Here is a 13,079-nt window from a genome sequence, read left to right as displayed (position 1 = left end):
ATTTTTCATGTATAAATTTTCTCCAAGGAAGGCCCATCAAGACGTTCAGGTATATCATCGAAGACAATACGCCCATGGGAAATCCCAATGACTCGTGTGGCATACTGCTTGGCCAATTCCACATCATGCAGATTAATTATCATGGTAATATTTTCCTCCTTATTAATTGATTTTAACAGATCCATGATGCTTCTTGAAGTTAGCGGGTCAAGACTTGCAACAGGCTCATCCCCAAGGATAAGCTTAGGCCTCTGCACCAATGCTCTGGCGATGGCGACGCGCTGCCTTTGGCCACCGCTTAATTGATCTGCCCGTTGATGCTTCACTCCTGCTAAACCAACTCGGTCTAATGCATCTTCCGCTATTTTAAGATCGATTGATGGAAATAAATAAGTCAGAGCTCTCCATCTGCTTATGTAGCCGAGTCTTCCCACTAAAACATTCGTTACAGCCGATAGTCTACCTAATAAATTAAAAGATTGAAATATCATTCCTATCGAGCGCCTGTAAAGGGTAAGAGCTCTTCCTTTGTAACCCGTAATCTCTTTTCCTTCCCAACGTATAGTTCCACTAGTAGGTTTAACAAGTTGGTTTATACATCGGATAAGAGTCGACTTACCAGCCCCACTCAATCCTAAAACAACAACAAACTCACCCTCTCCCACACCAAACGAAATACTCTCAAGTGCAGGACTTGTTGCCCTGTGATATTGCACTTTTAAGTTTTCAATTTCCACTAGCATCAAATCACCCTTTTTCTTACGAAAGTCCCCAAGTAATCAACCAGTAAAACAAGCCCCATGATTACAATAACTTCTGTTGCCACGAATTGATAATTAAAAATTTTAAAATCAATAAATAACATATTTCCAATCCCACCTCCGCCGATAAAGCCTAGAATCAGAGAAGCTCGTACCCCGACTTCTAATCGGTAAAAGTAATGAGAAAGGATATTAGGCACAATTTGCGGAAGGATCCCGTATAAGATGACCAAAATTCTAGGGACTCCAACAGAAGCAACCGCTTCCTGCGGTCCCGGGTCTGCTGCCTCTATCAATTCCGAAATCAATTTACCCAACACACCAATGTTATGAATGGCTATAGCCACGACAGCTGGAAAAGGACCTAGTCCCAAGGACGGAACAAGAAGTAATCCTAACACAATTTCTGGGACAGAACGAAAAAAATTGAGCAGCCAACGAGTCCCATTATAAAGCCCTTTTGACGGGGACGTATTGTATGCAGCCAAAAAACTAAGTGGAATGGCAACTACCATAGCCAGAAACGTACCAAGAATGGCAATTTGTAATGTAACGACTGCAGACTTGATGGCTAACGGGAGAATACTCCAATCAGGTGGGAGCCATTTCGTCTGGAGAAAGACGAGGCTATTTCCGAGATCCAGAAATTTTCTTATATCGAATTGTGCGCCCTGCGCGCTCCAGATAATGACAATCGCTGACAAAATTGTCAGCGACCATTTGGGTAATTTATTCAATTAACTTCCTCCTATTTAAGTCGACCATCTTGTTCTGCAGCACGACGAATAGCTTCATAGTCCGAGTTTTGAGCTTTGGTGAAACCCGTTGCAGCAAAGGCGTCTAATATATCCTGATCGGTAACTTTCAAAAAGGCTTCTTGAATTTTACTAACTGTCTCTTGATCAACATCTTTTACTGCCCAAGGATATTGAAACAGCTTTTCAGACTGCCAAATCACTTTATAAAGGTCCCCATTAATTTTTCCACCTTCTTTTAAGGTGTCAAAAATGGCACTATCAATAGCCCCTGCATCTACCTGCTTGTTTTCCACTGCTAATGCTGTAGCATCGTGTCCGCCTGTGAAGATCACATTCTTGAAGTCATGGTCATTGTTATTGCGATATACCCCTCTATCCTTTAATTCAAGCCCAGGAATAAGGGATCCAGAAGTAGAGTTTGGATCTCCAAAGGCAAAAGTGACTTGCTCCTTATCGTTGAGCATCTCATCAAGGCTATTGTAAGGAGAATCCTTATGAGCAATGATATAAGAATAATAATAAGGTTCTCCCTTAACCAATTGAGTCATAATAGCTTCAGCACCACTTTCATGATGGGCTATTACATAAGTTAGAGGACCGTAGTAGGCCATATTCACTTGTCCAAAGTTCATCGCTTCAACAACACCATTATAGTCAGGATAAACATCGATCTTAACAGCGATTCCAACTTCCTGTTCAAGATGACTCCCAAGTTTCTTAATAGCTTCTTGCATCTTCCCTTGATTCAAAGAAGGTATAACCCCAATCGTTAAGGATGGTGTCTTCCCAGTATCTCCGGCCTCTGCTGGCTGGTCAGGAATCGCTTGCTGTGGTCCACCACCGCAGGCTGTTAATAAAAGTATTAATATTAAGGATAAACTAATTCCTCTAAAGACTTGATTAAACATTCTGCTTCCTCCTAGAAGTCCATTCATTTTACAATGCTGTTTCATTAGTTTTGCTTGTTTGACGAATAAATAAAGTTTATTATAACTCAAAAAAAATAGCAAACCCTATAGGTCTGCTACATCCTCTCTTGAAAAAGGCTTCTCTATGTCTATGTGTCCGCTTAGCGTTTCTACCTTTTGTCCATTTAGCAATAGTTGGACTTGAGTCACTTCTTCAAATTGAAACATCGTTTGAAGTAAGGACAGAATCATCATGCGTTCCATACTGCTTCCAACTGGATTGTTTGAACTCATTACATCTACTGTAAGGATCCCGTTATCGAACTGATCATTCAATAACTGCCATCCTTCCCACGGCGATACATCCGGCTGGGGTACTTCTGACGCTAACAATTGAAAGGCTAAAGAATATTTTGAGGAGGACTCACTCCATGTTACTTCTAGTTCTTGTTCCTTAAGTTCCAATACATTTGCATCCGTAAAGTAGATCTTAAAGTTAAGTTTCTTTTCTTCCTCTTTTGGTTCATTCGTTGGACTCTCTGTTTGTTGTACTGCTTCGCCCTCATTTGCTTGAGGCTCTGGAGGACCTGAATCCTCACTGCATCCAGTCATAATGGTGAGAAGGACAAACATCAGGAAAAGTCCATATATTTTTAGTTTCATTGTCCTCACCTCTTATTGATAGGAAGTATAATACTCATGAATCGCTTTTCCTAAAGCTTGAGCTACCCTTTTTTGGAATGCTGGTTCAAGCATTTGTCTATTCTCTTCAGCATGAGTAAGGAAGCCAATTTCGATTAAAGCACTAGGCATTGTCGTATTCTTTATCACATAGTACCCTGCCTTCTTTGCTCCCCGGTCTGGGAACCTTGTAGCTTCGAGTAAATGCTTATGTACAATCTTCGCGAATTGTTCACTTTGCGCTGTATGATAATAGGTTTCAGTTCCTCTGGTTTCTGGCTTAAACGCATTAGCATGGATAGAAAGAAATAAATCTGCTTGTATCTCATTAGCCATTAACACACGATCCTGCAAAGTCGGATAAGAATCATCAGAACGTGTCTCGATCACCTGCAACCCTTTATATTGCCTTAGTTCTTCCTTCAAAAGTGTAGAGATCGTTAAAGTTAGATCCTTTTCCCTGTTGCTGCTTACGCCTTTAGCTCCCGGGTCTTTACCTCCATGACCAGGGTCAAGCATAATGAGAAAACCTTCTTTTTTAGGCAAGGAATGTAATGCTACCTCCCAGCCCTCGGCTCCTGGGTTAAGATCATATTTTACTCTTCTGGACAATTCCACAACAATACGCACCGTCTGAGGTTCTAGTGAAAATTGACTAAACCTTATTTCCTTGATTAACTCCTCTTGTTCTAGATGGGAGAGTCGTGGAGATTGAGATTCTAAACTAGGTGTCATTTCAGGCAATTCTATATCTACCATTTTTTCTGTGGAAGTTTCTAGTGGCTGTGTCTCAACAGGCGTATCCGTTGACAGTTCCTCAGAGCTTAGAGGTTCCTCAAGGGGCATCGGTTCACTAGTAATGCCTGAAACGGAAACCGTGCTTGCCTTCCGAATAATACCCGTACCTCCATTAAAAAAGGCCGTTTCCTTTAGCTCTTCACTAATAATCGTATTAGGTAAGTCAATGACTAGTCGATGTGGCGCTTCCATTAAAAAATGTTGTAAAGGCATAGGGGCAGTAGACTTAATAACTATCTTTCCATTTACCTCTTGAACAGACTGCAATCGGCTTAACTTCTCGATCCTAAACAAACGATCCGCTTGTACTACTTTGGCCTGGAATAGATTTTCAATTACGGATTGGGGTACCACCCATCCAGAATCAAGCCTTCGAAGATGTAATTGAGTTCTACCCCGTTCTTCAATATTTAAATTCAGGTCTCCGTATATTAACCGATCCACTTGATCCATCTCTGCAGACTGAAAAACAGCTCCAAGGAAGGGACTGATTTCCTTTAGAGGAAAGTAATATTCATTGCCTATCTTAAAAACTCTTTGTCCGCTCAAACTCTTCCCATTGGCCTCAACAGGATACGTTTGATTAACAATCACGGTTCGAGTATCTTGCTCCCAGCCTATAGTGGTTCCCAGCGATTCTCCGACAAAGCGTAAAGGAACTAAGGTTCGTCCCTTATCTAACATCGGCGGAACGTCCATGGCAACCTCCTTGCCGTTAACGATCGCCTTTTTCTGTCCAATGTGCATCGTTAGATCGACAGCGTTACTCTTAATACTAACTTTTCTCTGTTGATTATCCCATCCTACCTCAGCTCCAAGTTCTTCAGCAACGATACGAATCGGTACCATTGTTCGACCTTGAACAAGCTTCGGTGGGACATCTGGTTTCAACGTTTGACCTTCTAGCATTAGCTGAATGGTGTTAGTCTCTGCATGAACCATTGCAGATGTCCAAGGGATCAGCAGTAGGATTAATAGCATGCCAATCCCAAGGCGAAATCTTCTCATTGAATGCTTCTCCTCTCTTTCTGTTATTTTGGCTAGTTATGCCAAGTTTTGTCGAACAACCCATATTATTAGACGTATAAAGCGGAAGAAGGTTTTGATTTTTTATGCTAGAATTTACGTATTCTCAAACTTATTTTTCAAAGGAGACATGACGATGACAATTCTTCCATATATGGGTAAACATCCAATCATTCATAATAGCGTCTTTCTTGCAAAGGGTAGTCTAGTTAGTGGTGATGTTAAAATTGGGAAGGAAAGCAGCATCTGGTATAACACGGTTATCCGAGGCGATATTGCCCCTACTGTAATTGGAGAACGTACAAGTATACAGGATAATTCCACCTTGCACCAAAGTCCAGGTAATCCTCTCATCCTCGAAGATGAGGTTACGGTTGGCCATAATGCCATTCTTCATAGCTGTACGATCCGCAAGGGGGCAATGATAGGCATGGGTGCCATCATTTTGGATGGAGCAGAAATTGGGGAAGAAGCCATCATTGGTGCAGGAACCCTAGTTCCTCCTGGGAAGAAAATTCCTCCACGCTGTCTGGCCTTAGGATCCCCTGCTAAGGTCATTCGGGAATTAGAGGAAAAAGACTTTGCAGAATTGAAACGCATCAGGCAAAGTTATGTAGAAAAGGGGCAGTATTACAAACAAGTTGAAAAAGAAGAGTGTGAATAAAAAACTATTTACATTAATATTTATTCGTTATAGAATAAGTGCATTATCATTTCCCGAGGAGCTGCATGAGCATGTTAGCCTATAAATCTTTTTTAGACCCCCTGGTAAAAAATCACCCGACACTTACCATACATCTGAAGGATAAAAGCGTAACGGGTGATCTATATAACACCTCGGCAAACCAGGTTGTATTGCTTGTCCATGGTGGAGAATACCATTTCGAGGTTATTCCATATAGCGAGATTCAACATATTGACTTTAGAGAATAATCCCTTACCGATGCCGGTTAGGGATTTTTTTACTTATATATTTATTCGATCTGTTGGGTACAGTACGTTTAGTAGGAATTCTATTTAAGGAGGATGCTGATGGAACATCAAATCATCGACCTGGTAACCCAATGGATGAAGCAGCAAGAGCATCGGTCAATTCTCATCAGCAAGGAAGAGGACGGAGACTTAGACCAAGTTTCCCTTACTTTAGAAGACATTACTTTAGGAAAGCTCGAACGTCCAGACCCAGATGGCTATGTATCTCCCCAATCACTTCTTTTTCACGGGCAAGGGCAGGTAATTAATGAAACCTCAGGGCCGCTGCCTCAGGATGTTTATGAGATTCCCCTCTTTGGGACATGGATTACTCAGAACAAAGGGGACAGCTTTCAGATCCGCACAGAACGAGGGATATACACCATTCAACCTCACTAAATGAAGCTTAACGATTTTAGGAGGATCCGATATTTGGATCCTCTTTTAAGCCTGCTACCCCCAATAATCTTTCCTTTTCAGATTTGGTATATCTTTTAATTTCTATTTCCCTTCTTAATGCAGCTGACTTATTTTCACATTGTTCAAGATATACCATTTTTACTGGTAATCTTGCCCTTGTATAACGAGAGGCCTTGCCCGAATTGTGTTTCTTTACTCTTTTCTCTATATCATTAGTTATCCCGGTATACAAACTCGAATCTTTACAGCGTAACATATAAACATAATACACAGTAAAATTTCCCTTCTCTAAAATCCTTTATCTTCTTATTCTGATTATACCAGAGTGGTTGTCTTTCCTATCTTTGCAAAATTTTTTTTAAATTGCTAATTTAAGTGTTGAAACCGCTTTCTCTGTGGTATATAATAACTTTAACACCTTAACTAGCAGTTATGGTTTCTCTCCACTCCTATCTACTTAACCACCGACATTAGATCGGTGGTCTTTTTTTTATGCCTATTTTTTACCTTATCCTTTCTTCATGTAAGAGTTCCCAAGAGGGAACTTTATTTTTTTGTTCACACTAGGATTGAAGAAATGCTTTTTATGCAAATGCAAGCATATTTAAAGGAGGCTACTATGCAAAGCCCAACTACAGTTGCTCAAACCATTATAGATCAGTTACATGAGTTTGGTGTGGAATACATCTTTGGTGTTTCTGGAGACGCTATTCTAGATCTCCTTCACAGCTTAGCACAGCAAAGTAAGATTAAATTTATTTCTACACGTCATGAGTCAGCCGCTGGATTTATGGCTTCCTCCTATGCCAAGCTAACAGGGAAATTGGGGGTCTGTGTTGCCACCAGCGGTCCAGGGATGGCGAATTTATTAAACGGCTTGGGTGATGCTTACAGTGATAAGGTACCTGTCTTAGCCATTACAGGACAAGTACCTACCCCAAAAATAGGAACGGAAGCCAAGCAATATGTAGACCAACAAAGGTTTATCGAACCCTTAGCTGCGTATTCTGGAATGGTTTCCTCACCTGATTCCATTATTCAGCTTTTAGATCGTGCTGTAAGGACAGCTATCAAACAAAAAGCGGTAACCCATCTTTCCGTTCCAAAGGATTTGTTTTCAAAAACTCATACTCAAGATTTAATACCGGAAAACCCCTTCTTATACCGACAGAGCCCAAGTGATCTAAGTAACTTGTCAAAAGCTGCACAATTTTTAAACCAATGCAACAAACCCATGATCTATATTGGCCGTGGAGCACAGGGCTGTAGACAAGAAATTCGTCGTTTAGCTGAAAGGCTTGGGGCTGGTGTTGTCAGTACATTAGGAGCAAAGGGGATCATTCCTGAGAGCTATGAGTTTATGTTAGGAGGAATTGGGGAAGGGGGGAGCGAGCAAGCCGCAACTCTTCTAAACGAATGTGACGGTCTACTTATGATCGGAGCCATGTGGTATCCGAAAACCTTTATGTCGACCTCAATTCCTTTTGTCCAAATTGAACTAGAGCCGGATCACATTCACTTTGATAAAAATTTATATACTGCCCTAATCGGAGATGCCCAGGAAATCCTTGGCCCACTTGAAAATCAAATTACACGGACGCCAAATGCTTTATGGCTGAATCAAATCCACTCTGCAAGAGCAGAGTGGCTCTCACAAATGAGTCAAGAACAAAATGACGCTAGCACTCCTATTGCTCCTGCTAGAATCATGTCTGCCTTAAGTAAAGCTGTGAATTCAGACGCCATTATTACATTGGATACAGGTGATCATACGGTTTGGTTTAACCGTTCCTTTCAGACAGATGGGCAAGAATTGCTATTTTCAGGAACTTGGCGCACACTAGGATTTGGCTTACCAGCGGCCAATGCTGCTCAATTATTGTATCCGGAAAAGCAAGTCGTAGCTGTTGTGGGAGACGGTGGATTTGCGATGAACTTGTCTGAACTCGCTACGACTGTGGCTTACCGCCTTCCAGTCAAGATGGTTGTTTTAAATAATAGTTCTCTAGCAATGGAAAAAAACAAAATGAAATATATGGGACTAGACCCATTCGGAGCAGATCTTGTGAATCCTTTATTTTCCCAAGTTGCTGTAGCATTTGGTATACCTGGTATCCGAGTGGACGATCCAAATCAACTCGATAAGGTGATTACGGAGAGTATGCAAACTCCTGGTCCCGTACTTATTGAAGTGATTAGTTCAACCCAACCTACTCCACTTTCTAAAGTAAAAGCCGCCGTTTCGGTTTAATACACACAATACACACAAAAAAAAAGCGCTCACAATGTGGGCGCTAAAGACAATAAACTCTCACCTAACAAAACCTTGTTAGTATATATATAACATATCACATGTTATGAAAATAGGAAAGAAATTTGGAATAATATGTCGAGAAAATTATTGGTCGAATTGCTTTTTATTTGCAAACAATCAATCAAGGGTTTTTACTACCTCTTCCACAGTACCGTCTGGATCGATATGATACTCATAAAAAGTCCCAACTTCAAGAGGATCATTGATATATAAGGCTGCGGAGTTGACTACTCCATCTTCTGTCCAATCTACAAATAAAAGGGCCTCAACTTCTCCTGCTTTCAAACCCTCCAGGTCAACCTTGTCTATCCCTTGATCGTCGAATTGATAAGTTGATTTTTTCCCTAGGTCATACCGCCACGTTTCATTTCCTTCCATTGCGTTTTCCACTAAAGAAAAATCCCCTCCAAATAGACTGCGAACTTCCGCTTCTGACATTTCAGGGCGGAGTTTGTCCAGAAATAATGTTTTGGTTTTCTCCGCCTCCGTCTCCAATGGCTTCTCCGCTGCTTCTGTTGATACATTCTTCTCGACTGTCTGATTATGAACAGATTCTTGACTTTGACAGCCTAGAATCGTAATAGTGCATAAAATCAGTGAAGCAAAACTTATCCATGATTTCATTTTAGAATACACCCCTTTACTTTTTTTACGCGGGAAACTAGAAAAGGTTTCTCTTTCCTTGAATTCCACTTCTTTCTCTGAGGATTTTCTGTCACTTTAAGCCACAATAAGAGGAGTGAAAAACCTTTTCCTGGAGTTGATGATATGCCGAAATCGGGATCCCCGTTAGAGCTAACCACTCTTGCAGCCATTCCTCTAGTCATGGTTCTTGGAAACTCCATGATCGTACCTGTTCTTCCGACCATGGAAAGAGAATTGAATTTATCTCAATTTCAAGTCAGCTTAATGATTACTGCTTTTTCCTTTGCAGCCGGTCTCATTATCCCCTTCGTGGGCTACCTTTCAGATCGCTTTGGACGAAAAGTCATCATCGTTCCAGCCTTGATCTTATATGGTATCGGGGGAATTATTGCTGGACTCGCGGCTTGGCTAATGGATAATGCCTATAACATTATTTTAATTGCAAGAATTATACAGGGAATAGGTGCCGCCGGAACTGCCCCCATTGCTATGGCTTTAATAGGAGACCTTTATTCAGGTTCAAAAGAATCAAAAGCCCTGGGTTTAATTGAAGCCACTAACGGCCTAGGTAAGGTTTTGTCTCCTATCTTAGGTTCCTTACTGGCACTTCTCATCTGGTACGCTGTGTTTTTTGCCTTTCCTGCCCTTTGTTTTCTAACGGCACTAGCTGTTTGGTTTCTAATCAAGGAGAAAAACCCAGCCAAGCCAAAGCCTCTTAAGCAATATCTAGCAAGCCTCAAACAGGTCTTTAAAGAGCAAGGAGGATGGCTTGTAACCGCATTTTTTGTTGGTTCCATTGGTCTGTTCATACTCTTTGGCGTATTGTTCTATCTGTCAGATATTCTTGAAACGGAATATAAGTTAGATGGCGTAATCAAAGGGGCTATCTTAGCTATTCCACTGATGGGAATGGTGACGACTGCCTATATTACTGGCGGAAGAATTAAGCAAAACAAACCCCTTATGCGAAAAATTATGCTTACAGGGTTAAGTATCTTGACAGCAAGTATGATTGCTGTTGGCTTTTTTAAACAAATCTATGTCATGATTGGACTCTTAACACTCGGCAGTATTGGTACAGGCTTATTGCTGCCCTGTCTAAATACACTTATCACCGGTTCAGTAGCTAAATCGGAAAGAGGAATGATTACCTCTTTGTATAATAGCTTGCGATTTCTTGGAGTGGCTGTTGGCCCCCCCGTTTTTAGCTGGCTAATGGGGATCTCCCATCAAACCTTGTTTTTTTCGGTTGCGGGACTAGCTGCCTTGACCTTTCTTCTCACTTTCTTCTTCATTAAACCTGGAGCAAAGAATAAAAAAGGAACTGGAAAAACAGAAGAACCCACAAGTTTATTTAAGAAAGTTCCTGCAAAATAATAGACGCTGTCTCAGAGGTCAATCTTGGAAGTTGGCTGATTGCGCAGGCGTTGTTAATTAATTCTCCTATAAAGCGTGATAATTTTAAAGAGGGTGCCCCCTAGTCGGTATTACCGGCCTTAGGGGCACCCTCTTTTTTAAACTAAATGAGATATTGGCCTGCAGATCCAAACTGATTTGTTTCTTGAGCAATATCTTGTCTTACTTGCTGTGGGTTGGTTCCGGCAAAACCAGGTTGGAACATAGATTGACCACCACCTGCCATGCTTCCCATTTGCATATTTCCAGCAGCAAATCNTTGACCACCACCTGCCATGCTTCCCATTTGCATATTTCCAGCAGCAAATCCGCTTTCACGAGCAATATCTTGTCTTACTTGCCCTGGATTGGTATTGGAGAATCCAGGCTGGAACATCGCTTGCGCTCCTCCTGCATAACCTCCCACTTGACTCATATTGCCTCCGCCAAGTCCGCCTTCACGAGCAATATCTTGTCTTACTTGTTGTGGGTTTGTATTCGTAAATCCAGGCTGGAACATCGCTTGCGCTCCACCCGCGTAGCTTCCCATTTGCATTTGATTTTGATTCATATTGCTTGCAACATATCCGCCTTCACGAGCAATATCTTGTCTTACTTGTTGTGGGTTTGTATTCGTAAATCTAGGCTGGAACATCGCTTGCGCTCCCCCCGCGTAGCTTCCCATTTGCATTTGGTTTTGATTCATATTGCTTGCAACATATCCGCCTTCACGAGCGATGTCCTGTCTTACTTGCTGTGGATTAGTATTTGTGAACCCTGGTTGGAACATGGCTTGGGTTCCGCCCGCATAGTTACCAACTTGCATTTGGTTCATATTGCTAGGAACAAAACCGCCTTCGCGAGCGATGTCTTGTCTTACTTGCTGTGGATTGGTATTCGTGAATCCTGGTTGGAACATCGCTTGGGCTCCGCCCGCATAGTTACCAACTTGCATTTGGTTCATATTGCTAGGAACAAAACCGCCTTCGCGAGCGATGTCTTGTCTTACTTGCTGTGGATTGGTATTCGTGAATCCTGGTTGGAACATCGCTTGGGCTCCGCCCGCATAGTTACCAACTTGCATTTGGTTCATATTGCTAGGAACAAAACCGCCTTCGCGAGCGATGTCTTGTCTTACTTGCTGTGGATTGGTATTCGTGAATCCTTGTTGAAACATCGCTTGGGCTCCGCTTGCGTAGCCACCAACTTGATTCTGTAAGCCGCTGTAACCTAATTGATTACGGAATCCACCTTCTTGTGCAATGTCTTGTCTTACTTGTTGCACGTTGGTATTAGAATAGCCAGGTTGCATCATCATGTTTTGAGAGCCTCCCATATTAGTGTTTTGTGTGCCGTATAAATCTTGGCGAATGTCTTGACGTACAGCTTGCGGATTAGTGCCTTGATAAAAGTTCATCATATGTAACTTACACCTCCTACCGATATCATTCGCAGATTTGGAAAATATATACACACTTTTTTTCACAAAAAAAAGACACGTTAACGTGTCTGATCATTCACTGAAATAATTTAGAATTTTTTGCAGGACCGCTTGACGAGTAAGAATTCCAACAAAGGCATTGGTCTTATCAATAATAGGAACATAAGCCCTGTCTATCATAAGCTCTAAAGCAAATGAGAGAGGAGTGTTTTCCCATATCCCCATATAATTGCGATTCATTGCTTGATGAACAAAGTAGTTCGGTAAGTCATTATAGTTGATATTTTGATTTTCGCTCATAAAGTCGAGAATTAAAGTCTTGCTGATAAGCCCCTCAACTTGGTTCGCAGCATTAATAACTGGAACCGATGTATACCCAGAGCGGGTAAGCTTCACCAAGGCACGTTCCAGTGTCCAATCTGGTTGCATAGTCACGATTTTTTCCTTTTTCAGGACGAGCTCCCGTATTTCTTGAGACATAAATTCCTTTTTGTCCATCCCTAAGCTGCTCAAAAAGGTACCCTCCTTAGCCTACAAACCGAGTTATCATTAAGTCATCTCTACAATAGTAACTCTACCCTTCATACCAATGTCTGTCAACCAGTAGTAACGTCTGTTTAATTAGGTTTTACCCCTCCAATTTATAGAGTCAAACAAAAAAAGAACTGGCTACCATTAGTATATAATACCAATGTGCCAGTTCTTTTATTTAGTAACCTGGAAAATCCATCATATGAATTTGACCAGGTTCTTGTTTGGTAACAAGTTGTTCCAAGGCAGCTTGAATCACTTTCATCTGGGTTTCCTTATCATGAGGTTTCCCTAGGGAGTGTCCAAACTCAAATCCATTTGGATGGATGGCTCTTGGAGGTCTCATTAATCCAGATTGCTCTACATCCAGAGTAACAAGCACCGTTGGAATGCCCTGAGCTTCAATAGCACGCTGCACTGTAACTACAG

14 protein-coding genes are annotated in these 13,079 nt (G+C 41.5%); 5 read left to right on the top strand and 9 right to left on the bottom strand.

The features are described 5' to 3' along the window. Window positions 1–5: 5 nt before the first annotated feature. The 5 genes from phnC to EIZ39_RS01615 all read right to left on the bottom strand — a co-directional run bounded on the left by phnC (window position 6) and on the right by EIZ39_RS01615 (window position 4,914). A complete protein-coding gene (phnC, locus tag EIZ39_RS01635; RefSeq protein WP_129196718.1) occupies window positions 6–743 on the bottom strand; it encodes a phosphonate ABC transporter ATP-binding protein in 738 nt (245 codons plus the stop codon). After that, complete coding sequence (gene phnE, locus EIZ39_RS01630) at window positions 743–1,498, bottom strand: phosphonate ABC transporter, permease protein PhnE (RefSeq protein ID WP_240675667.1); 756 nt, start codon at window positions 1,496–1,498, stop codon at window positions 743–745. Before phnE ends, phnC begins: the two co-directional genes overlap by 1 nt. 11 nt (window positions 1,499–1,509) lie before the next feature. Continuing rightward, the gene (gene phnD, locus EIZ39_RS01625; protein WP_129196716.1) at window positions 1,510–2,427 is read right to left on the bottom strand and encodes a phosphate/phosphite/phosphonate ABC transporter substrate-binding protein; all 918 of its coding nucleotides are present in this window, start codon (window positions 2,425–2,427) and stop codon (window positions 1,510–1,512) included. A gap of 105 nt (window positions 2,428–2,532) precedes the next feature. Then, on the bottom strand, window positions 2,533–3,090 hold the full coding sequence (locus tag EIZ39_RS01620) for a GerMN domain-containing protein (protein ID WP_129196714.1): 558 nt from the start codon (window positions 3,088–3,090) through the stop codon (window positions 2,533–2,535). A gap of 12 nt (window positions 3,091–3,102) precedes the next feature. Continuing rightward, the gene (locus tag EIZ39_RS01615; RefSeq protein ID WP_129196712.1) at window positions 3,103–4,914 is read right to left on the bottom strand and encodes an N-acetylmuramoyl-L-alanine amidase; all 1,812 of its coding nucleotides are present in this window, start codon (window positions 4,912–4,914) and stop codon (window positions 3,103–3,105) included. Between the two features lie 154 nt (window positions 4,915–5,068). On the opposite strand from EIZ39_RS01615, the gene EIZ39_RS01610 reads away from it, so the two are divergent. The 3 genes from EIZ39_RS01610 to ymzB all read left to right on the top strand — a co-directional run bounded on the left by EIZ39_RS01610 (window position 5,069) and on the right by ymzB (window position 6,303). Further along, window positions 5,069–5,596, top strand: a complete 528-nt coding sequence (locus tag EIZ39_RS01610; protein WP_129196710.1) for a gamma carbonic anhydrase — start codon at window positions 5,069–5,071, stop codon at window positions 5,594–5,596. 71 nt (window positions 5,597–5,667) lie between these two features. After that, window positions 5,668–5,865 (top strand): hypothetical protein, encoded by a 198-nt coding sequence (locus EIZ39_RS01605; protein WP_129196708.1) that lies wholly within the window; start codon window positions 5,668–5,670, stop codon window positions 5,863–5,865. 99 nt (window positions 5,866–5,964) lie between these two features. Continuing rightward, the gene (gene ymzB, locus EIZ39_RS01600) at window positions 5,965–6,303 is read left to right on the top strand and encodes a protein YmzB (RefSeq protein ID WP_129196706.1); all 339 of its coding nucleotides are present in this window, start codon (window positions 5,965–5,967) and stop codon (window positions 6,301–6,303) included. Window positions 6,304–6,319: 16 nt separating this feature from the next. Here the strand turns inward: ymzB and EIZ39_RS01595 are convergent, their stop codons facing one another. After that, a complete protein-coding gene (locus EIZ39_RS01595; RefSeq protein ID WP_205668506.1) occupies window positions 6,320–6,580 on the bottom strand; it encodes a GIY-YIG nuclease family protein in 261 nt (86 codons plus the stop codon). 363 nt (window positions 6,581–6,943) lie between these two features. On the opposite strand from EIZ39_RS01595, the gene EIZ39_RS01590 reads away from it, so the two are divergent. Beyond that, entirely contained in the window at window positions 6,944–8,575 is a 1,632-nt protein-coding gene (locus EIZ39_RS01590; protein ID WP_164984843.1) for a thiamine pyrophosphate-binding protein, read from the top strand. Between the two features lie 180 nt (window positions 8,576–8,755). Here EIZ39_RS01590 and EIZ39_RS01585 read toward each other — a convergent pair whose 3' ends face one another. Then, a complete protein-coding gene (locus EIZ39_RS01585) occupies window positions 8,756–9,262 on the bottom strand; it encodes a hypothetical protein (protein ID WP_129196700.1) in 507 nt (168 codons plus the stop codon). A gap of 144 nt (window positions 9,263–9,406) precedes the next feature. Here EIZ39_RS01585 and EIZ39_RS01580 point away from each other — a divergent pair, with 144 nt between their 5' ends. Beyond that, window positions 9,407–10,660, top strand: a complete 1,254-nt coding sequence (locus EIZ39_RS01580) for an MFS transporter (RefSeq protein ID WP_129196698.1) — start codon at window positions 9,407–9,409, stop codon at window positions 10,658–10,660. Window positions 10,661–12,191: 1,531 nt separating this feature from the next. On the opposite strand, the gene EIZ39_RS01570 is transcribed toward EIZ39_RS01580, so the two are convergent. Further along, complete coding sequence (locus EIZ39_RS01570) at window positions 12,192–12,632, bottom strand: CBS domain-containing protein (RefSeq protein WP_129196693.1); 441 nt, start codon at window positions 12,630–12,632, stop codon at window positions 12,192–12,194. A gap of 196 nt (window positions 12,633–12,828) precedes the next feature. After that, the gene (locus tag EIZ39_RS01565; RefSeq protein ID WP_240675666.1) at window positions 12,829–13,068 is read right to left on the bottom strand and encodes a stage III sporulation protein AB; all 240 of its coding nucleotides are present in this window, start codon (window positions 13,066–13,068) and stop codon (window positions 12,829–12,831) included. Between the last annotated feature and the right edge of the window lie 11 nt (window positions 13,069–13,079).

The sequence above is a fragment of the Ammoniphilus sp. CFH 90114 genome, assembly GCF_004123195.1.
Taxonomy (GTDB): domain Bacteria; phylum Bacillota; class Bacilli; order Aneurinibacillales; family RAOX-1; genus YIM-78166.
This window is presented reverse-complemented; position numbering and strand designations above follow the sequence as displayed.

Coding starts and splice junctions, on each gene's coding strand:
- phnC (WP_129196718.1), bottom strand. CDS start 743: ATGCTAGTGGAAATTGAAAACTTAAAAGTGCAATATCACAGGGCAACA.
- phnD (WP_129196716.1), bottom strand. CDS start 2,427: ATGTTTAATCAAGTCTTTAGAGGAATTAGTTTATCCTTAATATTAATA.
- EIZ39_RS01620 (WP_129196714.1), bottom strand. CDS start 3,090: ATGAAACTAAAAATATATGGACTTTTCCTGATGTTTGTCCTTCTCACC.
- EIZ39_RS01615 (WP_129196712.1), bottom strand. CDS start 4,914: ATGAGAAGATTTCGCCTTGGGATTGGCATGCTATTAATCCTACTGCTG.
- EIZ39_RS01610 (WP_129196710.1), top strand. CDS start 5,069: ATGACAATTCTTCCATATATGGGTAAACATCCAATCATTCATAATAGC.
- EIZ39_RS01605 (WP_129196708.1), top strand. CDS start 5,668: ATGTTAGCCTATAAATCTTTTTTAGACCCCCTGGTAAAAAATCACCCG.
- ymzB (WP_129196706.1), top strand. CDS start 5,965: ATGGAACATCAAATCATCGACCTGGTAACCCAATGGATGAAGCAGCAA.
- EIZ39_RS01595 (WP_205668506.1), bottom strand. CDS start 6,580: ATGTTACGCTGTAAAGATTCGAGTTTGTATACCGGGATAACTAATGAT.
- EIZ39_RS01590 (WP_164984843.1), top strand. CDS start 6,944: ATGCAAAGCCCAACTACAGTTGCTCAAACCATTATAGATCAGTTACAT.
- EIZ39_RS01585 (WP_129196700.1), bottom strand. CDS start 9,262: ATGAAATCATGGATAAGTTTTGCTTCACTGATTTTATGCACTATTACG.
- EIZ39_RS01580 (WP_129196698.1), top strand. CDS start 9,407: ATGCCGAAATCGGGATCCCCGTTAGAGCTAACCACTCTTGCAGCCATT.